A 25,122-nucleotide genomic window follows, 5' to 3' on the forward strand; every position below is an offset into this window, starting at 1 on the left:
AAAAATATTGTAATATTTCCGTTTGGTATCATCAATTACTAAAAGATAAGCCGCTGTTATTTCATAATAATCATCTCTATTAAAAAGTTCTCGCCATTCTTTATTTTCATGACTCATAGTCTGCTTTTGCACTATTAACTTTAAACTTGCCACTAGGCGTATCTAGATAACTCTTAAAATTCAGAATACTATCGTCAGTTTACTGTTTTAGAAAAAACTCTAATCTCTACCTTTAAATATTTGAATAAATTTAAAATTTATTGAATTTAAAACAACTGCAAAACTTTCCCCTCCTTCGACACCACCATTCATCCAATCCACTTTATGTGAATGAAAGTGAATTTGATAAACTGGATCTTTTGAGAATTGATTTTCAACAATGTAATGTGGATATATATAAAATTTCTCAGGAATATAGCCATTATCTTCTGCACTCTTAAATGCAATCTGAAGTATTTTGACCCATTTCCTAGACAAATAGTTAAATGGAATTTCTTCTTCATTAATCATTAAAATCTTACCTGTGTTGTATCTAAACCTGTCATTTTATAAAAAACACCACTTGGAGTCCCTAAATAACTTTTAAAATTAGGTATTGCTAAAGAAGCACCTCTATGTATATCTATATCCTTAGGAGAAAAATAGTCACTATTATATTTTGCTTCAATATCCTTTTCTTTAGTAGACCTATTTCCATTACTATCTGTATACTCACCATGTGTATGATAATTACCAACTATTTTAGCACATTTTGGCATTCTACTTTTTGTAGTTGCCATAGACGGTGCTGTTCTACCAGTTCCAAGTCTACCTTCTGTATAACCATAATCTCCCTTACAGTTTTTATAAATTATTCCACCATATTCTCTATTTAAATATTTGGACATTGGATTGTATTTATTTAAAGCAGCTTTAGCAGCTGCATCTGAACTACCGAATCCATTTACATTATTTCTAAGACCAAGTTTATCTGTATATCCTATAGGATTTGATGCATAAGTATGAGTATTAAATCCCCCCAACAACCCAATTGGATCTTTACTTACAAACCGTCCCACATAGGGCGAGTAATAACGATACCGGTTATAGTGTAAACCCGTCTCTAAATCGAAATACTGACCTTGGAAACGAATATTATTGCTGATGATTTCTGAATTTTCAAAGAAATTAGACTTCGCTTTCTCTGTTTGACATTCACCCCAAGCCTTATATTGTGCTTTCCAAATGATTGCCCCTGAGTGGTCTGTCATTTCCTGTGGCGTACCTAAGTGGTCACAATGATAGAACCATACATCATCAAAGCCTTTGCTTTGTTTGGTAGTTTTCCACAATGGGTCACGATGTACACTATACGGCTTGTCTGACCAATGAGGTGTTTGGTGTAGTTCTATAGGGCTTTGATAGACGGCTTGCAGCATCGGCACAAAACTATCTTTTTCGTAGATATAGTGTTTAGTGGCTTGTTCTGTTGACTCATAAGCCAATGTGTCACCATCCCATCCATAGATGATGTTGTGCTCATCACCTGTATGGTGGTGCTTACTACGTTTTTGTATTCTTCGTCCTAAAGCGTCATAGCGATATTCTGCTGTGTATTGGCTGTTACGGCTTTTGATCATTCGACCATAAACATCCCACTCAAGATTTAAATCACCTTGCGTTGATTTTTGTCGAACCAATTGTCCGTATGCATCATATTGGTATTGTTGGTCTAGGTATTCTTTGACCACGTTATTGACTAGACGATTGTAGCCATAGCCTTTTTCTTCTGCTCGTTGTACATAGTTTTGATCTTGATGTTGGGCTTTGTCATCATTGTAGCGATCTATGATGTTACTGGCAGGGTCAAATTTAAAGGTTTCTTTACCCAATTTACTGCTTGCTTCAAGTAAGCGTCCTACAGGATCGTATTTGTAGGCAATGTTGCCACGACGAGAATCTTTGATGGCAGTCAATTCACCTGTTTTATCATATTGATATAGTCGTTGTACCAATTGGCTAGTTTGTTGTAGTGCATTGTTCTTTTCTTGGTTTGGGACTTTGTATTGGTTTTGGTAACCATTGTCATGCTCATTGAGCATGACTTGGCTGTGTAATCGCCCTGCTAAGTCAAACTGTTGCTCTTGGCTAACCCCATTAGCATAGTGGCGAACAACTTCACGATGTAGGTCATCTCGCTCAAAACTCACCAAATCCTGTCCATTGACAATCAGGCTTTGTACATGCCCTGTACCATAAGTTAGCCAATCAATGTTTTGTCCATCAGGACGTATGGTTTTGATTCGATCATTGATTTCATCGTAGCTGTGTTTCCATACTGCTGTTTTGTTACTCTTGTAATCCTGTTGGTGTTCTTTGATCACATTGCCCGCAGCATCGTAGAACCATTGTAGGTTAGTCTCTGCATTCTTGGCATGCAAAATACGCCCCATGTAATCGTAGGCAAATTCTTCAGTCTGTTTGGCTTCAAGTTCTAAGCCGTAGTGACCATAGCCTGCGGTACGTTGTTCCAAACGCCCCATACTGTCAAAGATGAATTGTTGAATTCGATCTTTCGGGGCAGCACGGTCTTTGAGGTCTTGCCCATGTGCTGAAGCAACTTCGATACTGGTCGCAAGCTGTCCTGTGCCTTCATCGTAGTGGTAAATGGTTTCTTTATCATCAAAGTCAATTTCTTTGATTAAGCGTCCACCAAGATCGTAGAAGAATTGGTAACTTGCACCGTTCTCATTAATCAATCGGGTCAAACGTCCAAGGCGATCCCACTTGTATTTCAGTTTATGGTTGAGTGCATCGGTACGTGACAGGATTAAACCTGCTTCGTCGTATTCATAGCGTGTTTGATGTTGTTTTGGATCAATATGAACCAGTAAGCGTCCTTCAGCATCATGAACAAAGTGTTCTACTACGCCATCAGCATGTTGGATTTTTTCCAGTTGACCAAAGGCATTTAAAGGTAAGCCTTTGATGATTGGTTCTCTTTTTTCAGTGGTCAGCTCAGTATAGAAATATTCAACTTTTTGTTTTAGAGCATTTTCAATATTTTTAACACGGCCACGTTCATCGTATTGCCATTTTGTTTCTTTGCCTGAACAATCGGTATAGCTAAGTAAGTTACCTTGATCATCGTATTTCAGGGCTTTAGAGCCACCTTTGGCATCGGTGATTGAAGTCACTAAACCCATGCCATTGTAAGCATAAGCAGTTTCATGTTTCAGTGGATCAATCTCTTTGATCAGATTGCCTGAACTATCGTATTGCTTAAACCAACGACCTTGTTCTGCATCAACCATCCCAATCAGATTATCTTTGTCATCATATTCAAAATAACTGGTTGCACCATTGTCTTGGGTATTGGTTAAGACATTACCACGCTCATCGTAAGTATAAGAGGTTTTTGAGCCATCTTTAGCGATATGCAAAGTGATGTTTTTGGCATTGTCTCTAAAGAACCATTCCTGAAAATTATCGGGATAGACAATACGATAGGTATAGCCATCGATATCGTAAAAATGTTCAGTGGTATTACCTTCAACATCCATCACATAGGTTTTACGAATGTTTTGATCCCAGTCAATTTTTGCAGCACGACTGGCATTGTCTGCCCATTCTTCAATGGCTTTAGATGTCGGTAAAATACCATCCCATTTCAGATTCATACCGCGTTGGGTCAAATCAGTATATCGAGTGATAAGGTGGTGCTTATATTGGTAATGGTAGGATGCAGCAAATTCGTTGGTGGCTTTGATTAAGTCACCGTGCTCATCATAATCGTAGCTGGCTAATACACGATCTAACTGACCTTTTTTGACTGTCCAAATATCAGAAACTAAGCCTTGTGGAGTGAGCTGTAGAGCGAGATGTGCCAGTTCACGGTCGTCCTGTTTGAATAGAATGTCCGAAAGAATAGATTTCTTCTCTGCATTGACATGGTCATAGCGTAGTGCAACTTTAAATCCATGTTTACGTTCTATATAAGACAGGCGATAGTCTTCACCATATTTTTCATAGAATCGCTTTTCATCATCACCATAAGCGATGAGATGTAATTGATCTGACAGTACCGTATAAGTATGCTGTTCGACTGGATCATAAATACTTTGACCTTTCTTTAACTCAGGCAGATCAATTGGTCGTCCATCCAAACCGATATATTCCAAGCCTTTTTGGTAGTCTTTTTGCTCTTTGTTTTTAGGATCGTATTTGAATTTACGTGAAATTTTAGTGGTGAAAGGTGTAATCCAACGTGCGCCAAAAATGGAGTCATCCATCTGATACAAATTTGACGCATAGGTACGATTGATACTGTCTTGAATCATACCGCCAATTTGAGCATCAAAATGGGAGAAGAATTCCGTCCCCATGGCAAAGGTAATTGCACCACTCGTACTCCCCATACAATTTTTACATTGGCTGGCATTTTTATTTGCTGGGGCTTGAGACGTTGATTTTTCTAATCGAGCATCATTATGTTGTTTTTTAGCTTCAGCTGTTTGTTGTGCTTTGATTTGTGCTGCTTTAGCGGCATCTTTTTTATGTTTTTTTACTGCCAATAGTAAAACAGATAACAGCCATCCGATGGTGAAAGCTGTTTCAGCACCCCCTAAACTTTTTATTTTTGTGTTTGCTGTTATTCCGAGTTGATTAATATTGCTACCGAGTTTTAAAACAGCAGCTTTATCTTCATTTTTAATTACCCACATTGCACCTTTGGTCAGTAAATTAGCACCACTCTTTGCATCTCCTTTCCAAGTATTCTCAACAGTGTAAACTATATTTTTTCCTGCTCTTAGAATCTCGCCATTCATTAAGCGAGGAATAATGGCAGCTCTTTGTTCTTCTGCTCTTTTATAATTGGCATCAGGTTTTGCAATTGTCCCTTTCTCAACAATTTCACGTATTCCTGTATTGATTGTTGTTGCACTCTTTTCAACCCATGCACCCGTGTCAGTCAGTGTTGAATTTAATCTCTTCTGAGCTTCAGTCGCAAACTTTTCGACATCGCCCGCCAATGCCGAGCTTAAATGCTCAGCTATAACACTAACAATAGTTGCGCTAATCGCGGGACCAAGTTGCTCTTTAGTGAATTTTTTTACACCATTTTTGGTAATTCGTCTTATTTCTTCTCTAACTAAAAATAATGCAGGACGCGCCATTGTGCGGGCAGTCGCTGTTGCTGGACCTGGGATAATTGCAATTGCATCAATTCCTAAATTTGCCCAATCTATAATATCAGCGTTGCTAAATCCCTTATCATAAATTTGCATCACATCAGAGACCACATCAACAGCAGCAAATATACTCCCTAAAAATGGTATATTTCTTGCCACCGTTTCAACTCGATCCAAAGTAACATTATTATTTGTTTTAGCTTTTAACCATTTATCGATCTTTGCTTTAGAATTTTGGACATCAGCAATTGTTAATGTATTTAAGGGTGCGACAACTTCAGGAGTACTTTGTGCCATGTTCTTCTCTAATTATAAAAATGTTTTAAATGGTGATTGAATATTAGATGTAATGTTGTTGCTTATATTCGGCTGAGAAGACTGTGTTAATGTTCTTAATGGATTACTTTGCTGATCCGATGCTACAAAACCTGTGCTACGACCAAACGACTGACTTAAATTTGTAATCTCACTTGAGCCTGCCACCTGTTGCATCACCATTGGTAATAAAGCTTTCGCACCTTGGTCTTTCAACTTTTTAACAGATTCAATTTTTTGTTGTACCGATTTAACATTACTCGTAAGCTGGCTCAATTGCTTAAAACCATTTTTCAAAGTATCCGTTAAACCTTTAGTACCAGATTGAATACCAATATTCCCTTCTTCATCATTTTTATTTGGCCAATCTACTTTACGTTTAAAATCACTCGATTCATCCCATGGATCACGAGGATCAGGCTCAAATAAAACTTTGACTGAACCAGTCGCTAAACCTGAAACACGCGCAAAACCTTTATCATCCAACTTCCCATTGACAACTTTGCCCAAAGTGTCTGTGACTGTATAACCAGCCCCTTTAACAAATTCACCATGCGAATAATCATGTAATAACTCCAAAATACCTGAAGCACGTTTCGGTGGTGGTGGTAGATTAGATTTAGCACTAACACTTGCCCCGCCCTGAAACACATGCTGTCCAGCATTCACCTCAAACTTCCCACCTGTTTTTGGGAAAATTCCTGAATTATTCAGTGCAATTTGCGATGAACCACCTGTAATCACAACCTCTTTAGGACTACTAATCACAACTTTGTCATCAGTAGATGAAATGTTAATCCCCAGCTTGGCAAATACATCTAAAGCATCGGACTGTGCTTGAATCTCGACTTTACTTTGCGCTGCAATAGCTTTAATGCCACCTTGAGCAGCAAATAAACTGAGTTTGTTTTGCGCGTGTGCAATCAAATTCTTTTGCGTACTCAAGTTGATGCTATCGCCTGCAATTTGATTGATCTGCGAATCTGCGGAGATATGAATATCTTCTGGGGTACTTAAGGCAATCCCATCTTGTGAACTTAATAAAAGTAAGGCTTTATTAAATTTAGCAATTTTTTGCTCGAGCTGTTCTGTAAATTCTTTTAGTTGCTCAATCGATTCTATTTCATCCGTCTTTTGATTCTTGGCAATATCACTTAAGGCTTTACTGTTGGTCTGGCTGCCTTCAAGTTGCTTTTTGGCAAGCTCTGAATCAAGGTGATCACCTTTGGCTTGGTCTTGTTTATAGGTCGAAAGCAGTAAACCTTGCCCTGCGCGAACGGCCCCCCATTGGTCAGTACGAAGTTCAAAACCTTCACCACGATCATCACTTTCTGCTTTGTCTTTAGGATGACTCAGTTTGCCCAAGTTGAGTTGGCTGGCGGCATGACTACTTTGTAACTGGCTGCTGATTTGGCCAGTAGTATCGTCAAACCTCAGTTGATTGTAGCCACTGCCTTGATACTCTCGACTTTTTATTCCTGCCAGTTTCTTGGTGTCAGGCAGTTTGCCTTTGTCATCAAACTTGCTTGGATGACGTTGTGCTTCATGGATGCGCCCAACCACAAAGGGACGGTCAATGTTGCCATCAAAGAAGTCAATCACGACAATCTCACCGATTCTCGGTAAGAACCGCGCACCATAGCCTTCGCCTGCCCATGGGGTCAGGACATCGACCCAAGCTGAATCTGTATCGTTATCATTGGAACCCGCACCGCCATCATGGGTGTTGTCCTCATTACGGCTAAACAAGAAGCGAACTTTGATACGCCCCCATTCATCAACATGGATTTCTTCTCCACTTGGCCCTACTACTTTGGCCCGCTGTGGAGATGCAATCGGTCGGTGTTGTAATGGGTTATAGGCTGGAACCGTGCTGATGTTACGACGTTGAATGGTTAAATTGCTGGCTTGACGTTCATCACTCGTGTTGCTGGTGATTTGACTTGTTTGCCAATTGCTTTGTTGGACTAAAGCGGTGACTTGATCGGTGAGATCTTTAGGTAAGTTATTTTGGTTATAAAAGCTTTTAGCCGTGATTAAAAATTCTTTGTCTGCACCTGAGTGTTGATCTATCTCAGGATGTTCATTTAGTTCAAACCAATAACCAACATGTGCATCGCGCACTGTTGACGTTGCTGTAAATTGTTTGGCTTGTGAATCATAATAGTTGCTGAGGTTTTGGTTAAACTTTTCAATCTGACTGTTGCCCGATGGCGTTGCACCATCTTCACCATTCAAGTCTTGAATCCATGCAGGGCTAAAGTGCCATGCTTGTTCTAAAGCTAGACTGGCATTGTCATAATTTTCACTATGGCTGTGTTTACTTTGGACACTGCCAGCGCCTTCATCAATATCCAGTACATCAGCTTGCCAACGCTGGATATGCACCGAAGTCGGTTGAATGGAACGCTGACCAATAAAATTGGTAATTGAATCAGTTTTTTCTACGGCGCTGCTTCTATGGAAGCGAATATTGCGGCGTTCTAAGGCACTAAATTGTGAATTGTCATCGATTAAACGAAGCTTCTGTGCTTGAATTTGTTCTGTTGAGCTCGATACTTTAAGCTGAGCTTCATCGATCAACCAGTTAATCCCTTCACTTCTCATCAAACGGGTCAGGAAGTCAAAATCACTTTCAGATGCTTGCATAATGAATGGGCGCACATCATAGTCTTTGCTCAGTCCACTCTTATCTAATGTCAGACTTGAAGCAAACAGTGGGCTGCGTCGTACCCATTCTTGGAACACGGTCTGGATCACATCCACAACCGACTTATTCATAAATACTCGAGAGTTTCTACGGTGTTTCCAAAGTGCTGTTGGGTCTTCTACAGTCAAACGATAGATGGTAAGAGAACCATCAGATGCGCCAATATCGGCTTGGGTCACAATTCCTGAAATACGGGTTAATTCAGATTTATCTGTGACAATATCGATTGCAGCTTGCGTTCCAATAAAGCTTTTTAAAGGGATAGTTGCTGACGTTGCAAGACAGATGAGTTGGAGCCGAACACCCTCATTGATTTGATGTGTTCCATCGATACGTTGTAGGAACACTTGTTGGCTCAACGCCGAATTAGAAAATTGTACGTGGATCGCACGTTTTTGTGCTGATAAGCCAAGCTGCTCCAAAGCAGCGTAAATATTGTTAGACATGCATTATTATTTAATTTTAAATTGTGATGTATTCTACTAAAAAGTTAGGCGGACTGTCTATACAGACCTGTCTATTTATTACTGGTTATTTACACAACACTGACTTGGTTTTGAATATGCCCGTTTTAGCTCAATATCATTATTGATAATGGTCATTTGCACTGATTAAAAGCTTGAAAGCGCGCTTAGAGTTTTTTCATCAAACATAAGTGATCAACAGCTCAAGATAAAAAGCTAAAATATCAAACGTATCCAATATTAATATTGGGTTCTTATTCACGCTCTAAAATACGGGGACCAGATCCTTCGTGTCTCAATACATCTTCTGGATTACGTAAAGGACATTGTTTTAGAGATAAACAACCACAACCGATACACCAATCCATTTCATCTCTTAAACGTGTTAGTTTTTGAATACGCTCATCTAAATCCTTACGCCAATGCGATGATAACACTGACCATTGTTCTGCGGTTAATTTGCTTCCCATAGGATAAACACTTAATGCATTTTTAATTTCTTCCAGAGAAATTCCGACTTTTTGTGCAACCTTAATAATTCCAATATAACGTAAGACAATTGATGGAAAACGACGCTGATTTCCATTTGTTCTGATACTTTTAATTAGTCCTTTCGACTCATAAAAATGCAAGGTTGAAACGGCTACACCACTCCGTTTAGCCACCTCTCCTACTGTCATCATTCGATTAAAATCAATTTTTTCTTCTGCCTGCATTTTGATATTTCTCAACATTACTTGAGGTTTTATAATTCAGCAAAGTACATTTGTCAATTGATCTTAGCTGCCATGGCTTTTCATCATTACAACTCAAAATACAAAAAACGTTATCGCCAATTTAAGCCATTATAAAAATCTTATCCCTCTACAAATTTTCTGATCAAAGCCCATTGACCTAAATATAACTTGAGGTTTTAGACTGCTTGCCACAGCTGTTACGAGTAACAACAAGCTATTCATTTTAAAGGTTTTAATCATCCAGTCTTATTTCTTCAGGAAATATTCTCATGCCATATTTCATTAAATTAAGTTTAGAAAACCAATGGCTGTGGGCCATCAGCAGATGTTGTCTTGCGCTTCTGTTTCTAAGTTCAGGACTTAGTAAAATTCTTGCTGTTGAAACAGGATTTTTGGAAATGCAGGCGGCTGGTCTAGAGCCTGCGTGGTTATTTAACTATGCTTCTGCGTTGATTCTACTTGTGGGCGCTTATTGTATTTTATTTGAGCGACATATGTGGTTTGGCACACTGATTCTTTCCGTATTTTTAGCACTGACAATTGTGATTGTGCATCACTTTTGGAGCATGACTGGTCTTCAAGCCAATATCGCCTTTTACTTTGCACTTGAACATATTTCAGTGATTGGCGGTCTTTTAGCGCTGACCATTGCCAGTCATTTTCGACAACAACTCCGCAACCTTGGAGTTGTCGCATGAAAAACAACAAATGGCTTTTTCTAATCACGACCATTTTAATTCTCGTGGGTGTCGCAATCTATTTTTATTTAAATTCTCGTTCCAGTGAAACGCATCAATCTGGCGCTTATCCTCCAGTCAAAGTGGCATTGAGTTCAGTGGTCGAACAAAGTATTCCACAGACACTTTCCAGTATTGGTGAGTTGGAAGCAATCCGACAAGTCAAAGTGTCTACAGAAACAACAGGTATGATCAAACAGATTTATTTCCAATCTGGACAAGCTGTTCAACAAGGTCAAATACTGGTTCAACTCAATACCGATGTGGAACAAGCTCAATTAGGTCGCTTGCAAGCCAAATTGAAACAAGCCGAAATGGCCTATCACCGCACCAAACTTCTGATTGATAGTCATGCGATTTCACGGGCAGAAATGGATACCGCATTGGCTGATCGAGATATGACGCGTGCAGAAATCCAACAGCTACAAGCCAGCATAAAACAGAAAGCGATTCGAGCCCCCTTTTCTGGTGTCATGGGAATACGCCAAGTACATCAAGGACAATATTTAGAGGCAGGCACTGGTATTGCTAATCTGGTCGACTTTCGACAAATTCTTGCCAATTTCACATTGGATGAACAATTGGCATCAAGGTTAAAAATCGGACAATCTGTACAACTCAAAATTGATGCATTTCCTGAAAAGTCCTTTACAGCTGTGGTCAGTGCAATCGAACCGATGATCACAACATCGCGAACTGTGCAGGGGCAAGCAATTTTAAATAACCATGATCAACAGTTAAAACCGGGCATGTATGCCAAATTAGACATCCAAGAATCTGAACGCCCAAGCTTGGTCGTTCCTGAAACTGCAATTACCTATACGGCTTATGGCAATACTGTCTTCCTTGCAAAACAAGACCATAACAAGCTGATTGTGCAACGTGTGGCGGTAGTGCTCGGTGAGCGCCATCAAGCCAAAGTTGTAGTCAAATCTGGGCTCAAAGCAGGTGATCAAGTTGTTGTATCAGGACAACTTAAATTAAGTGATGGTATGCAAGTTGAGCCGACCATAAATACACTTGAGCATCCCCAACCTTCCTCGATCAAGCCCAAAGTCTAGGGAGATAAGCGAATGAAATTTACTGACCTTTTTGTAAAACGCCCTGTATTGGCCTTGGTCGTCAGCACCTTGATCTTGCTGGCGGGCTTGTTTTCCCTGAATAAACTGCCTATCCGACAGTATCCTTTACTTGAAACTTCAACGATAAGTATCAATACAGAATATCCCGGTGCATCTGCTGAGCTTATGCAAGGTTTTGTCACCCAACCCATTGCTCAAGCAGTGTCTTCGGTAGAAGGCATCGACTATCTCAGTTCTTCTACTGTACAAGGTCGTAGTGCTGTAACCTTACGCATGCAATTAAATCGTGACTCAACCCAAGCATTAACAGAGGTGATGGCAAAGGTTAATCAAGTCCGTTACAAACTACCAGAACAGGCATTTGATCCAGTCATTGAACGTTCTTCAGGTGAATCTACCGATGTTGCCTATATCGGATTTTCCAGCGAACAACTGTCCTTGGCTGAATTAACCGATTATTTGTCTAGGGTGGTAGAGCCCATGCTGTCTACCATTGATGGCGTTGCTAAGGTACAGACCTATGGCAGTCAGCGTTTGGCTATGCGGATTTGGTTGGATGCCGATCGTTTGGCCAGTCGTGGGGTAACTGCCGCCGATGTCGCCAATGCGATCCGTCAAAATAACTATCAAGCCGCACCGGGTCAGGTCAAAGGCGAATTGGTGGTTTCAAATGTCAATGTTTCCACAGATCTCACCAGTATTCAGGACTTTAAAAATCTGGTGATACGCAATGATGCTCAAAATCTAATTCGTCTACAAGATGTGGCAACAGTTGAACTTGGCGCTGCTTCGACAGAAACAAGTGCCTCTATGGATGGTAAACCTGCAATTTTTGTTGGTCTACAAGCGACGCCTACAGGCAACCCCTTGGTGATCGTACAGGGAATTAAAGATAAATTGCCTGAGATCAAAAAAACTTTGCCACCGGGGGTTACAGTTAATCTTGCCTATGAAACAGCCCGTTTTATTGATGCCTCTATTGATGAAGTTTTACATACTTTTATCGAAGCGCTGATTATTGTTATTGCGGTGATCTATCTGTGTTTAGGTTCTTTACGTAGTGTCTTGATCCCTGTAGTGACAATTCCACTGTCAATGTTAGGTGCCTTGGGTTTAATGCTGTTATGTGGCTTTAGCATCAATTTACTCACACTTTTAGCCATGGTACTCGCCATAGGCTTGGTTGTAGATGATGCAATCGTGGTGGTTGAAAATGTCCATCGGCATATTGAAGAAGGAGCACCCCCAGTTGCAGCAGCTTTGATCGGGGCACGAGAAGTCGCAGGCCCTGTAATTGCAATGACCATTACACTGGCCGCAGTGTATGCTCCGATTGGTTTAATGGGTGGATTGACTGGTTCCTTATTTAAAGAATTTGCTTTTACTTTAGCGGGCGCAGTTTTGGTTTCAGGGATTATTGCCTTAACCCTGTCTCCTGTTATGAGTTCATTTCTACTTCAATCCAAACAGCAAGAAGGTAAAATGGCAAAAGCAGCCGAATGGTTCTTTGAACATTTGACTCAGCTTTACAGTAAATTGCTCAATTTTTCCTTACATCATCGTTGGATCACAGTGGTTTTTGCGATCGCTATTTTTATTAGCCTTCCATTGCTTTACCAACTTCCTCAAAAAGAATTGGCGCCCAATGAAGATCAAGCCAGTGTATTGGCAGCCATCAAAACACCACAACATGCCAATCTGAATTATGCTGAACACTTTAATCAAAAACTTGATGAAATCTTCTGGACTTTCCCTGAAACCAGTACCACGTGGATTATTAATGGTACAGATGGGCCTGCATCAAGTTTTGGTGGAACAACCCTTTCCACATGGTCTGAGCGAGTGCATTCTGCGGATGAAATTCAACAGCAACTTCAAGCCAAAGTTGGTGATGTAGAAGGCAGCAGTATTTTTGTATTCCAAAATCCTGCGCTTCCCGGTTCAACAGGTGGTTTACCCGTACAAATGGTGTTACGTAGTGCACAAGACTATTCAACCATTTATCAGGCGATGCAGAACATCAAGCAAAAAGCCCGTGAAAGTGGCCTTTTTGTGGTGGTCGACAGTGATCTCGACTTTAATAACCCCGTGATTCGAATCGAGGTTGACCGGGCCAAAGCCAATAGTCTGGGTATTCGTATGCAAGATATCGGCGAAGCCTTGGCGACATTGGTTGGTGAGAATTATATCAATCGTTTTAGTATGCAAGGTCGTGCCTATGATGTGATTCCTCAAAGCATCAATACACAACGTTTGACAGCTCAAGCACTGACACGACAGTTTATTCGTACCGACCAAGGTACACTGATTCCCTTATCGACTGTGGTCAGTCTAAGTGAACAGGTAGAACCCAATAAACTCACTCAATTTAATCAACAAAATGCTGCAACTTTTCAGGCAATCCCCGCCGCTGGGATTTCCTTAGGTCAAGCTTTAAGTTTTCTGAAACAGGCTGCCTCTGAATTACCGACTGGATTTAGTTACGACTGGCAAGCCGATGCACGTCAGTATGTACAGGAAGGTAACGCTTTGATGTTTGCATTTTTAGCCGCGCTGATTGTGATTTATCTGGTTTTAGCCGCTCAATATGAAAGCCTAGTGGATCCATTTATTATTTTAATTACGGTTCCGCTGTCGATCTGTGGCGCATTAATCCCCTTGGCTTTTGGACTTGCCACAGTCAATATCTACACTCAGATTGGTTTAGTCACACTGATTGGACTGATTAGTAAGCATGGTATTTTAATGGTTGAGTTTGCCAATGAATTACAAGTTCATGAAGGTTTAGATCGGCGAGCGGCTATTCTAAAAGCTGCTCAAATTCGTTTACGTCCAATTTTGATGACCACGGCGGCAATGGTGTTTGGGCTGATTCCTCTTCTTTTTGCCACAGGCGCTGGCGCACATAGTCGCTTTGGTCTAGGGCTTGTAATTGTTTGTGGTATGTTGATCGGGACCTTCTTTACGCTTTTTGTCTTACCTACTATTTACAGTCTGTTGGCTCGTCAACACAATCAAGACCTTCACTCTAGCCGTTTACACGAGCTACAACAGATTGACCAACATGAGCAAAAATCATGACGTTGAATGGGTTGAACATCCAGCATGCTGCTGTCTAAGCTTCTGTGTATGATCAGATCGCTTGAATATAATTTTTTATTGATAAAGTTCTATATCTATAGAACTTTATCAATTTTTTAATGCGTGATTCTAACCACTGATTTAAAGCGACTGATTTTTAACGACATGGTTCACTCATATTTTTACAGTTGAGTTTTGCCGATTTGATTGTTTTATGATTCTAGAATCTCATTTCGAACCCTGCTTTGATGGTACGGCCGGGAATCGGCATACCAATCACTGTACCAGGATCAAAGTTATAACGATTGGTTAAGTTATCAACATTAAACGAGAGATTTAGATTTGGATTCAGTTTATAGCTCGCAAAAATATCAACTAAGGTTTCCGAAGAAATTTCGGTCACCGCACGCCCACTCACCCCTGTACCCTGTAACCAACCTTTAGGATTTTTCTTTTCAGAATGATATCTAGCACGTACCCCCACATTAAGTTTATTTTCAAACAAACTCTTGCCTAAGCTCATATTAAAAAGTTTACGTGGTGGCAAGCGTGTTGAAATCAAACTCCAAGAATCACCGACCTCATTACAATCATCTTTCGTCGCTGGGCATACTTTCGGTGCTTGATATAAAGTTCCATTCATGTTTACAAAGAAACTTGGATGATGGTAAGCAAGACTAAACTCTAAACCTTTCAATACAACTTGCTCATAATTTAGGAAAGTATAGGAGGTGGTATAAGGCAAAATAAAATCAGGCGTAATCTCATTAACAATATCTTTACGTTGTACTCCTTGGGTCAGGAAATTTTGGGTTTGATTACGGAAATAATTGATATTGAATTTTAACTGATCTGCTTCAGTGAAAACGTTATCGTTGTGCCCAATAAAGCCAAACTCAACAAGACGAGAATTCTCTGATTTAATCGGCAAATCTGGATCATAACTAAAGGTTTGTTTGGAAACTGTCGATTCAAACAAACTTGGACTGCGGTACATATTGGAAAGTTTTGCATAGACATCAATACCATTCAGCAACTGATAATTCAGCTGCGCCATCCAGTCGATCTTTCCGTCATAGTCTCGAAGCGCATAGCCTTTGTCATTTAAATCTGAATTGGCGACCGGTCTCATTGCGACATACTGGTCTCCATAATCCTTAATTTTTGCCTTATGCCATTTGCTGCCTAAACTCAAAGTAAAATCTTTAAAGAGATAATCGCCATTGAGAAATAGAGAGGATTCCTGACGTAATCCATCACGTGCGATTTCATTATCAATAAGATTTTGTGGCTTCATCCGTTGCTCATCATATGTCAGACCATAATTCAAGGTTAAAGCATCAATTTTACTGGTATTTTCTAAATTAATCCCGCTACGGTAGTCCTGAAAACTCCCCCAATATTGATCACCATACTGTGAATTCGCAATACCAAGCATACCATTGTGCTGGCGATATTTGGCATTGGTATGCCAAACCCCTAACTCTAAATCAAACCACTGATTATTCTTGGGCTTATAGGTATAGTTGGCACTGAATGCATTAATCGCTGCGGTTCCAAGGGACCATTGTGGCATGGTATATGCGCCCTCTATATATTTGGGTAGAACATAATCACCATCGATGTATCCCCAAGGTGGAGAGTTGGGATCAATCACTTGCGATCTATTCCAATAAAAAGCCATGACCTCACCCGCTTTTTGCATATGGCGGCGCATATTCACTTCAACACGATGTTCGTCTGTAATATTCATACCCGCTTTGATGATGCCTGAATCACTTTTATAACTGGTGTTTACCACCTCTTGACCGGGTCCAACATCAACAATATCTCGCGCTTCATAATAATCAATGCCATGTTTTCCAGCATAGTAATTACCGACTTCCCGTTTACTATAAGCAGCCACCAGATCGAATACATCATTCCGATAAGCAGCAGCGATTGTGCCAGCGCCATTTTGAAAATTATTCGAGGACAGTTTATTACGAAGCAGATAAGACATCTGCTCACGCTCATTATCTGAGGTCTGTGGTGCTTTGTTATTGTTATAAAAACTGCCTTTTAGCATGACACCTGATTGACGATTAGGCAGCAAAATATCGTTTGCACTGAGTGTACGCATTTTCACGATTCCGCCAATACCGCCCACACTAAATTTCGCTCGCGATGCGCCTTTTTCGACTTCAATCTGACTAATCAAATCCATATCGATATAAGTTCGGTCACTCTCTCCTTGATAGCCTCGAAAGGTATGACTGGATTGTAGGCTACCATCAATAATTACAGGGACACGTCCCTCACCTTGTACTCCACGGATACCAATATCAATTGCACCCGCTTCGTTACGTAGGCTATTGACTTGCACGCCAGCGATATCAGAAAACACATCGCCATTCCCCGTGCCTCTAAATCGGCTAATGTGTTCACGATTCAGCTGTGTTGTATTGACCTTTTGTTTTTGTTGTACAGCATTGACTTTAATCTGAGGAAGCGTAACAACATCACTGTCCGTATTATTGAAAAGCGAAGGGTTATTTAACGGAGTGCTTGTATTTGCAATCGCAGTGTTTTTCTCTGTATTCGGTTTAACTGAGCCAGATTTAGCAATTAAGACATAAGTCGAACCTTGCTGCTCTACCCGATAAGGGTGATCTGCAAGCAAGTAATCGAAGCCTTGCTTTACACTATAATGCCCGGTAATTCCTTTACTTTTTAGCCCTTTTAAAATATTTGCATCATAACTTAAGGCAATACCCGACTGTGCTGCAAAACTTGATAACACATAGCCCAACTGATTCTCTGAAATTTGATAATATTTTTCTGGCGCTTTTTTCGCTGCCATTGAAACATTTGGAGTCATTTGTGCATAAACACCACTGATACAAAAGCACTGTATTAACATGGCTAGAGTTTGTTTTTTAAACTTCATAGGAACGCCCACACTTGTGAATGATTTTCATTTTCAATAATCATTACCCAGTGAATTGTTAAAACATGACATGAAAATTTATATTTTTTCTGGTCTGGTCCAAATCCCGATCAACCCAATCAGCAAAATGACCAGCAGGCTAAGTTTTAAGTGCAAATGCAGTGAGGACACCATTAACATGGTCGTACCGAATAAAATACTCAATGTCATCATCCATTTACGTGAACGCGAAATCTGTTTAAAACCGCCACGATACTGTGCGAGCAACATTGCAATATAACGATTTTGATGTAACCAACAATGCAAGCGTGCTGAACCTTTTGAGGCAAAAATCGTTGCTAAAAAGAGGAAATCAAAAGTTGGGATCCCCGGCAATACAATGCCCACCACAGCGAGAACAAGACATAAAATTGCCAAGATGATGCAGATCACACGCACCACTGAGGATGAATGTAAATTTGCGGATGGCGTTACTGGCAAAGACGCTAACAGCGTTAAGTCTTTGCCTTGGGTGTGATTGCTGACAGAAGACGCTTTCTTCATGTTGAATGAATGTCTTTTAATAATGCGCCAAAATAATCAAAGGCTTGTTGAGCAGCGTAAATGACGCGATCTTGCTCATCTTGAGTAAAGTCAGCCTGATCAAGTTCCTCAATAAAGTGTTTCCAGACTTTGGCCCGCCCTTCTGGATAGGCAGCTAAATTTCTCGCAGCAAAATCTGCGGAAAACCCCAAACTTTGTTGCGCTTGTTTAAATAAGAATGCTGCACCCAGCGTAGAACCTTCAGATACATAGATCCAACCCAGCGCTTCAGGAAAGCCGATCTTTTCAGTAACCAAGGCCAACGATTCTGGTTCGATCTGAAGGTCTTGTAGATCTAAGTAAGCTGCTTGCGAACGCCCACGAATATCTAAATCAGAAATCAAGTCTGCAACCTTGGGATGTTGAAATAAATATTCGACATTTTTTTGAAAATAATACTGCGACAAAGTAAATTTTGCATAATGTGCGACGTCTTTAAATACTTGGGCTTTTTCCATTAATTGATGCATATATTCATGTTGACTGGCTGTCTCTGTTTTTAAACGAGATGCAAGGCGGTTGAGTGTGAATGAGGTGCTCATCAATTTTCTCCAGTTTGTTTGGTTTAACTGTATTACCCGCCTTGTCTGTAAAAACTGACATCATTTCTTAATTATTTTTACTTTTCTGATTTTCAGCTTTAGGCTGAATACTCAACACACGATCCCCGAAATAACGTTCTACTTTGATTGGATAGCTGAATTGCAATGCTGTTTGTAAGGTGCCAAAGTCATTGACTGGATATGAACCTGAAACTTTTAACGACTTCAATTGAGGGGCAATATCTATATATTGGTGTTGATAGCGCCCAATCTCTTGAAGCAATTTTTCCAACGGCATTTCAAAAGCCATGACCATGTGGTTTTTCCATGCCAATATATTCGGATCTAAACTTTGTAATGCTTTAAAATTGCGATCATCAAAGCATAGCTGCTCACCAGCATGGACAATTTTAGTGTGTTTGGACTGGTTCAAACTGACTTTCACTGCGCTTTCTATGACGCCTAGACAGGTTTGCTTTTCACTGTTGTTGAAATACTGAACATTAAATACAGTGCCAAGCGCTTGCAGATTTGCCGATTCAGTTTCGACCAAGAATGGGCGATAAGCATGATTTTTTTCTTTGCCCGTACGTATTTGTATTTCGCCATAATGTAATTTTACAATACGTTGTTGCGCTGTATAACGCACGTCCAAAGCCGTATGAGTATTTAATTGAAGTTGTGTCCCATCTTCCAGCTCAACCTGTTTCTGCTGACCCACCGCAGTACGATAATCCGATAACCATCTATAGCGATAATCCGAGTTCCATAGCATGACACTGCCAAAACAGAGTAAACAGGCAAGCACCAGTTGTTTGTTTAAATTAAATTGGGCATTTTTCTTGCCTTGCTGAATCAGCTGCTGCCCATCTTTGGGAAATTCCTCAAGGCTATACAATAAGCGTTCGGCTTTAGACCATGCAGCTTGGTGTTGGGAACTTTGCTGTTTCCATTGTTCAAATTCAAGCTGTTCAGTTTCATTCAATGGTGCGTGTTGGATTTTAATGATCCATTGCGCTGTTTCTTGATAAATTTGATCATGCAACATGCAGGCATTAATCCATAACAGCTAAACATTGACTCAGTACTGAAACCAGATCACGCATCACGGTTCGGGTAGAAATATTTAAGCGTGTTGCAATTTCCTGTTGAGTCAGCCCTTCTAATTGTGACCAAATAAAGACCTGTTGCTGGCGCTCAGGCAATTGATTGAGTAATTGATTAATCAAACATAAAGATTCAATTGCCGATATTTTTTGCTCAGGTGTAATTTCATCATATTCAGGTCTGCTTGAAAGCGCCTCTAAATAGGCTTTTTCAATCGATTTACGTTGATACCAATTAATCAAGATTCCCTTGGCAACAGTGGTCAAAATTGCACGCGGCTGATCAAAATACAATTCATCTTTACGCTTTAAGATACGCAGAAAAGTATCATGGGCTAAATCAGCGGCATCTTCACTATGGTTGAGGCGACGTTTTAACCATTGATATAACCAAGAATGGTGATGACGATATAGCGTGCTAATAGGATCAGACATGTTTAAAGAGAATGAGAATTATTAGCAATATCTTAGCAAAAAAATAAAGAAAATGAGAGCTCAGTTTGCCCTTTTAATTGAATTTTTTAATTTATCCAACTCATTTATAAGACTACGCAACATACTCAAATGGGACATATGGTAATTCTAAAAGAACATTTAATTCAAAATTATTATAATTTTATCAAAAACTTATCACTTTTAAATAAAAAAATTTCTCGATCATCCTCAAGATGACCGAGAAACTGTTTATTAGGTATTGACTATAATTTATTTGCTAATCGCTTGATCTATATTTTTAGCAAATTTTTGAATATCACTGGCTTGAATTGTTGTTTTACCTTTACCAATCACTTGAAATTGTTGTGCTGCCGTTTCCTGCATTTTGACTTTACCTGTTGCAATATTGGCATCAAAACGTTGCATAAACTCATCCACATATTCCTTTTCAGTGACAATATGATCACCATTCGCATCGGTTGCAAAATATTGTTTGTCACGCGCTGTTAGATAATCTCCAAGCGTTACATAGTTTTTCCCTTGACCATATTGACTAATAAATTCGTTGATGTTGCTAGGCATTGGCATTGAAATTGGTAGTTTCACACGGAATCCATCATGTGTTGCATTACTATTGCCCGCTAATTTGGCATCTTCTGCATTTACTAAACCATCCAAGTTTTTATCAAACTCATTAAAGGTTTTTAAACCTGTCTCCTGAAATTCCTTTAAAGTCAGTTTCTGGTCTTTATTATTATCGAGAATACCATAACGTACATGCGCCTGTTTTTCTGACATTTCACGGCGCTGTTTAAGTAATGGCTCTAAACGAGCTTGCTCGTATTGAACAAACTGCACTTGATTGACTTTTTTATTCGCCTTAAACAATTCGGCATAGTCCTGAGTATATTGTTTAATTAAGGTGCTACTGTTCTGCTCTTTATTATTAGGATGGTAAAGCACATACAATGCATATGCCTGTTGATAAGCATTGGGTTGATCTACTGTTTCAGCAATCGCTGAACCAGCAGTTGCCATTGCAGTTAAACTGGTCATCCATAGCGCCAATTTTTTCATGTTCGTTTCCTTGTAGGTGAATATTTGTTGAATTAAAAAATTCTTTCCATTGTGCTATTTAAAAAATCAATATTTAAATTCAATACTTGCCACAACATTACGTCCTGGTTCAGCAGCACGATCGATTACACTAGCCTGATTCGCTCCTGTAATTGTTCCCACAGCAGCATAATCCCAATAGGTCTTATCAAAGATGTTATTCAATGCTACGTTCAGCTTGGTAAACTTGGTCACATTCCAATATGCGGATAAGTCAAATACGGTATAACCTGCCACATTCTGATATTTGATATCATCCTGATAAGAACTGACATCTCGCGTTGCCATCCTTCCACCAACAGCAGTTGCGGTCATGCCTAAGCCAAAGACTTTATTTGGATCATCATAAGCAAAGGTAAAGCTGCCTTTTTCTGGCTGAACAGAATTTACACCACTTTTTCCGCCATTTTTATTTTTTGCCGAGCCTTTGGTTTTACCTGCAACAAGTGCAAGACTATAGCCATCTGAGTTTTGAATAAACTGACCTAAGTCAATTCGTGTTGAAAGCTCTCCACCCCAGATCTGTGCATTAGCTAAGTTTTCTGCGCGATAATAGCCAAAAGGATATTGAGGCGTATTGCCATAGTTAAAGTAGTCGATAAAATCTTTATATTTGCTGTAGAAACCTGTCAAATCAAATTTAATCCCTTCAATTGAGGTGTTTCTTAAACCCACTTCGAAAGCATCACTGGTTTCTTTTTTTAAGTTCGAATTACCCACCACAATATAAGCAGGATTAGCTAACATTGTTTGATAAATCCCGCCAATTTCAGTTGGCGATGGAATACGATTACCTCTTGAATATTTTAAATAGCTATAATTATTTGGGGTAAACTGATAACTTGCAGAAAAACTTGGCGAAACATAATTATAGTCTTTGGCTTGTATATCACTATAAGAGGTAATTTCAGGTCTAAACTCCTGACGTTCAAAACGAATCGCTGGAGTTAGAGTTAAATCTCGTCCCAATACATCCAATCGGATATCATCAGCAACATAAGCAGAGTAACGTTTTAATTCAGAATTTAATAAATAACTACCTTGATATATGCTTGTAATTGGAACGCCATTACGAAGATCTAATTTAGTACTTGCGTAATCTTTCTTGTCTGCTGTCATGCCATATTTAAGCTTTTGGTTAGTAAGTTCTTTGCTTGCTTCAATTTTTATACCAGTATTTTTCTCTTTATAAGTGGTTGAAAAATCACGTGCAACTGTCGCACTATTCATAAATGAAGTATCAGTATCATTGTTCGATTCCTGATACCATATTTTACTGTTTAATGTATCAAAGAGCACAAAGTCATTCGGTCGATAAATATGATCAATACTCAATTGTGTTCGATCTATATCTTGGTGTTGTTTTGCATCGCTCTTAAAGTTAGAGAATAAATCGGCTGCAATATTATCTGTGTCAGACTTTTTCTTATAATAATCCGCAGTAAAATTGAGTTGGTGTTGGTCAGATAGATTCCACAATAATCGGGTAAGCACTGCATCCGAGGTCCAATCTGCTGGAAAAGCTGCCGTTTTTGAATTTGGTTTGGTTTCACTCCCCTCACGATGTGCATAAGCCACAAGTGCTTTGAGATTATCATTGCCGACAGCGCCTGTCACAGAACTTAACCATGCGCTGTCCGCAGAGCTATAACCTACTTTTAATGTTCCAGCGGCGGTTTTACCATCAACCAAATAATCTTCTGGTGATTTATTTTTAAAAGAAACCCGACCACCAATACCATCTGTTGATACATCAGTTGTTCCTGAAACAATATCGACACTGGTAAACATCTCTGGTTCAATATAATCCCGACCAGCACCGCGCTTGCTCATGCTTTTAGGTGGTATATAAGTACTTACTGTTGCCTCTGCTAAATCTATCCCATCTACATCTAAGCCAATTCGATTTGCATCTATACCACGGATGTTATAACTACTGGTGCCAGTACCATCAAAAAATGTTCCACTCCCTCCAACGGAAAACGGTGCATTGACCAAAGGCAAATATTTCACTATACCGGCCATATCGGTTACGCCCGTCTTATCCATGTTTTCTCGGTTGATTGAAGTTCGAGAAACAGGCGCATCATTTTTATATTCGGCATAGACCGTAATCGTCGTCAAAGCATTCTCATTCTTTTCCAATTTACGCTTTTCGGAATTATTCTCTTCTGCATAGCCTACCGTAGTGATGCTTGCTGTCATTAACGCAAGCAAACATAATGACAAATAACGTGGTTTTAAAACCACAGTATCAGACTTGGCTATATTATATAGCGCAACAGGGTTTAAATTCATGAGGGAGAAACCTTATTAAATGATATTAATCATCATTAAATGTGTATATTTAGACTCATCCAATATGTTCAAATCGGGAGTCAAAACATGGATTACAAATATACACATACAATCTATCAAATGAGAATAATAATCAATAACAATATCATTTACAATAACAGTACTACCAGATGTATTTTAAAGCATCAAAAAAAATAATTAAGATATTGAAAAATAATAAATATTTATAATTAAAAATTAACTCTTTTATCAAAATTTGTACATGATTTTAAGTGAGAATCTGTATTTTTGGATGATCTTATTGCCTTAGAATTCGTATATTTTGTTGTTGTTTATAGTTTTACAATGTCATTTTCCGTTTAGCTTTTCCACCCCAATTATTCTATTTTTATAATATAAAAACTTATAGCATCTTTCCTTTTTATATCTCTTTAATTTCTCGTTATATTTAGCTTTGTTCAATTTTTTATTTAGATTAGCGTTATTAAAATATAAACACTCAAATATTAAAGATCTTTCATAAATCAAATAATGATCATGTGGAGTGAATCATATTGGTATTGAAAGTTCCTTCTCCCTTTGGGAGAAGGCTAGGATGAGGGCGCTTTTATGTTGATTTATGGTTTTAAAAAGGACTTATGAAAGAAGTCTATTAACCATAATAATCAAGTCTTATAAAAGTTCTAACAGCAAAAAATTAATTTTTACGTTTTAGCGTAAAATTGATTTTGTTATTTTTTATTCAAGGCTTTTTCATTAATATCCAATCTCTGAGTTTGCTCGTGCTTTTATCCAGTCACTAAATGCTTTAACTTTAGGTAATTCATTATTTTTCAATGACGTAATATAGTAATGCTGATCGCATTTTAAATACATATTTTTAAATGGCATTACCAACTCACCACTTTCTAAGTCTTTTTCTACGAGCTTTTTACGCCCCATGGTAATACCCAAGTGATTTTTAGCAGCTATTAAAGCCAGATCAGATCGGTCAAAACTCATCTCTGAAGAATGATCCATATTTACATTAAAGTGCTGCGTCCAACTGTTCCATTCATCTGCGCCTGTGCCGTTACTCCATGCTTGGCAGTCATGCAGCAATGTGCAGTTTTTTAAGTTGTCTAGATGATCGTAGAGGTTAAATTTTTCAGCATATGCCGGACTACATACTGGGATAATATATTCGTCCATTAAATACTGATAATTCAACTGAAAAGACGGTTGATTGTCAAAATAAAGCGCAATATCAATTCCGCTACGTTGAAAATTTACATCCTCATTGCCCGTTAAAACTGAAAGTTGGATCAATGGATAGCGTTGGATGAAATCAGGCAATTGGGGCACTAACCAACACTGAGCAATCGATGGTCTCGCATAAATCGTGAGTGAGCCGACAAGTTGCTGATTTTGCAGTGCCTTAATTTCAACATTTAACGAGTCTAATGAAAATTGTAAAGCAGCTAAAATCCGCTGTCCCTCAGTGGTTAACTTTACTTTACGATGCAAACGTAAAAACAGTTTGATATTAAGTTCTTTTTCTAACAAATTAATTTGGTGACTTACCGCACTTGGGGTTAAAGACAGTTCTTCAGCGGCGAGTGCAAAAGACTCATGTCTTGCCGCAACTTCAAATGTATACAGTTTTGAGAGCTGAAAACCAGTTAGATTTTTATGTGCGGTGGTCATGCGTTTTTCCTTTTTGCTGAAACAAAATGATTGATCACATGCTTCTTGCTGTCCTATGCCCATATAAATAACGTATAAATCATTTAAAAATCAAAATTTATTTAGGATTTATTTTTCAAGTGAATTATTTT

The 25,122-nt window shown here is 39.1% G+C and carries 15 protein-coding genes; 3 read left to right on the top strand and 12 right to left on the bottom strand.

What is annotated here, in order from left to right:
- Positions 1-219 precede the first annotated feature (219 nt).
- The 4 genes from AC4CUY_RS15810 to soxR all read right to left on the bottom strand — a co-directional run bounded on the left by AC4CUY_RS15810 (position 220) and on the right by soxR (position 9,376).
- Positions 220-510 (bottom strand): hypothetical protein, encoded by a 291-nt coding sequence (locus tag AC4CUY_RS15810; RefSeq protein ID WP_490774387.1) that lies wholly within the window; start codon positions 508-510, stop codon positions 220-222.
- A complete protein-coding gene (locus AC4CUY_RS15815; protein WP_490774388.1) occupies positions 510-5,468 on the bottom strand; it encodes an RHS repeat-associated core domain-containing protein in 4,959 nt (1,652 codons plus the stop codon). Before AC4CUY_RS15815 ends, AC4CUY_RS15810 begins: the two co-directional genes overlap by 1 nt.
- A gap of 12 nt (positions 5,469-5,480) precedes the next feature.
- Positions 5,481-8,642, bottom strand: a complete 3,162-nt coding sequence (locus AC4CUY_RS15820; RefSeq protein ID WP_490774389.1) for a type VI secretion system Vgr family protein — start codon at positions 8,640-8,642, stop codon at positions 5,481-5,483.
- Between the two features lie 272 nt (positions 8,643-8,914).
- Positions 8,915-9,376, bottom strand: a complete 462-nt coding sequence (soxR, locus tag AC4CUY_RS15825; protein WP_004823478.1) for a redox-sensitive transcriptional activator SoxR — start codon at positions 9,374-9,376, stop codon at positions 8,915-8,917.
- Positions 9,377-9,666: 290 nt separating this feature from the next.
- On the opposite strand from soxR, the gene AC4CUY_RS15830 reads away from it, so the two are divergent.
- From AC4CUY_RS15830 to AC4CUY_RS15840, 3 genes are read left to right on the top strand one after another with little or no spacing between them, the layout of a single operon-like run.
- Positions 9,667-10,095 (top strand): DoxX family protein, encoded by a 429-nt coding sequence (locus AC4CUY_RS15830; RefSeq protein WP_419359795.1) that lies wholly within the window; start codon positions 9,667-9,669, stop codon positions 10,093-10,095.
- Positions 10,092-11,195 (top strand): efflux RND transporter periplasmic adaptor subunit, encoded by a 1,104-nt coding sequence (locus tag AC4CUY_RS15835; protein ID WP_490774390.1) that lies wholly within the window; start codon positions 10,092-10,094, stop codon positions 11,193-11,195. Before AC4CUY_RS15830 ends, AC4CUY_RS15835 begins: the two co-directional genes overlap by 4 nt.
- A gap of 12 nt (positions 11,196-11,207) precedes the next feature.
- Positions 11,208-14,297, top strand: a complete 3,090-nt coding sequence (locus AC4CUY_RS15840; RefSeq protein ID WP_490774391.1) for a MexW/MexI family multidrug efflux RND transporter permease subunit — start codon at positions 11,208-11,210, stop codon at positions 14,295-14,297.
- A 220-nt stretch (positions 14,298-14,517) separates the two neighbouring features.
- Here the strand turns inward: AC4CUY_RS15840 and AC4CUY_RS15845 are convergent, their stop codons facing one another.
- From AC4CUY_RS15845 to dsdC, 8 genes are all read right to left on the bottom strand, one after another.
- Positions 14,518-17,226: a TonB-dependent receptor gene (locus tag AC4CUY_RS15845; protein WP_336951965.1), complete on the bottom strand. Its 2,709-nt coding sequence runs from the start codon at positions 17,224-17,226 to the stop codon at positions 14,518-14,520.
- A 78-nt stretch (positions 17,227-17,304) separates the two neighbouring features.
- Positions 17,305-17,769 (bottom strand): YbaN family protein, encoded by a 465-nt coding sequence (locus tag AC4CUY_RS15850; protein ID WP_336951967.1) that lies wholly within the window; start codon positions 17,767-17,769, stop codon positions 17,305-17,307.
- Complete coding sequence (locus tag AC4CUY_RS15855) at positions 17,766-18,350, bottom strand: biliverdin-producing heme oxygenase (protein ID WP_154130887.1); 585 nt, start codon at positions 18,348-18,350, stop codon at positions 17,766-17,768. Before AC4CUY_RS15855 ends, AC4CUY_RS15850 begins: the two co-directional genes overlap by 4 nt.
- A gap of 67 nt (positions 18,351-18,417) precedes the next feature.
- The gene (locus tag AC4CUY_RS15860) at positions 18,418-19,398 is read right to left on the bottom strand and encodes a FecR domain-containing protein (protein WP_490774392.1); all 981 of its coding nucleotides are present in this window, start codon (positions 19,396-19,398) and stop codon (positions 18,418-18,420) included.
- A 7-nt stretch (positions 19,399-19,405) separates the two neighbouring features.
- Positions 19,406-19,891, bottom strand: coding sequence for a sigma-70 family RNA polymerase sigma factor (locus AC4CUY_RS15865; protein ID WP_004717675.1), 486 nt, complete (start codon positions 19,889-19,891; stop codon positions 19,406-19,408).
- Positions 19,892-20,161: 270 nt separating this feature from the next.
- On the bottom strand, positions 20,162-20,968 hold the full coding sequence (locus AC4CUY_RS15870; protein WP_336951973.1) for a hypothetical protein: 807 nt from the start codon (positions 20,966-20,968) through the stop codon (positions 20,162-20,164).
- Between the two features lie 66 nt (positions 20,969-21,034).
- Positions 21,035-23,305, bottom strand: coding sequence for a TonB-dependent receptor domain-containing protein (locus tag AC4CUY_RS15875; protein WP_490774393.1), 2,271 nt, complete (start codon positions 23,303-23,305; stop codon positions 21,035-21,037).
- 756 nt (positions 23,306-24,061) lie between these two features.
- Complete coding sequence (dsdC, locus tag AC4CUY_RS15880) at positions 24,062-24,991, bottom strand: DNA-binding transcriptional regulator DsdC (protein ID WP_490774394.1); 930 nt, start codon at positions 24,989-24,991, stop codon at positions 24,062-24,064.
- Positions 24,992-25,122: the final 131 nt, after the last annotated feature.

The sequence above is a fragment of the Acinetobacter sp. 778_lipA genome (genome assembly GCF_058242985.1).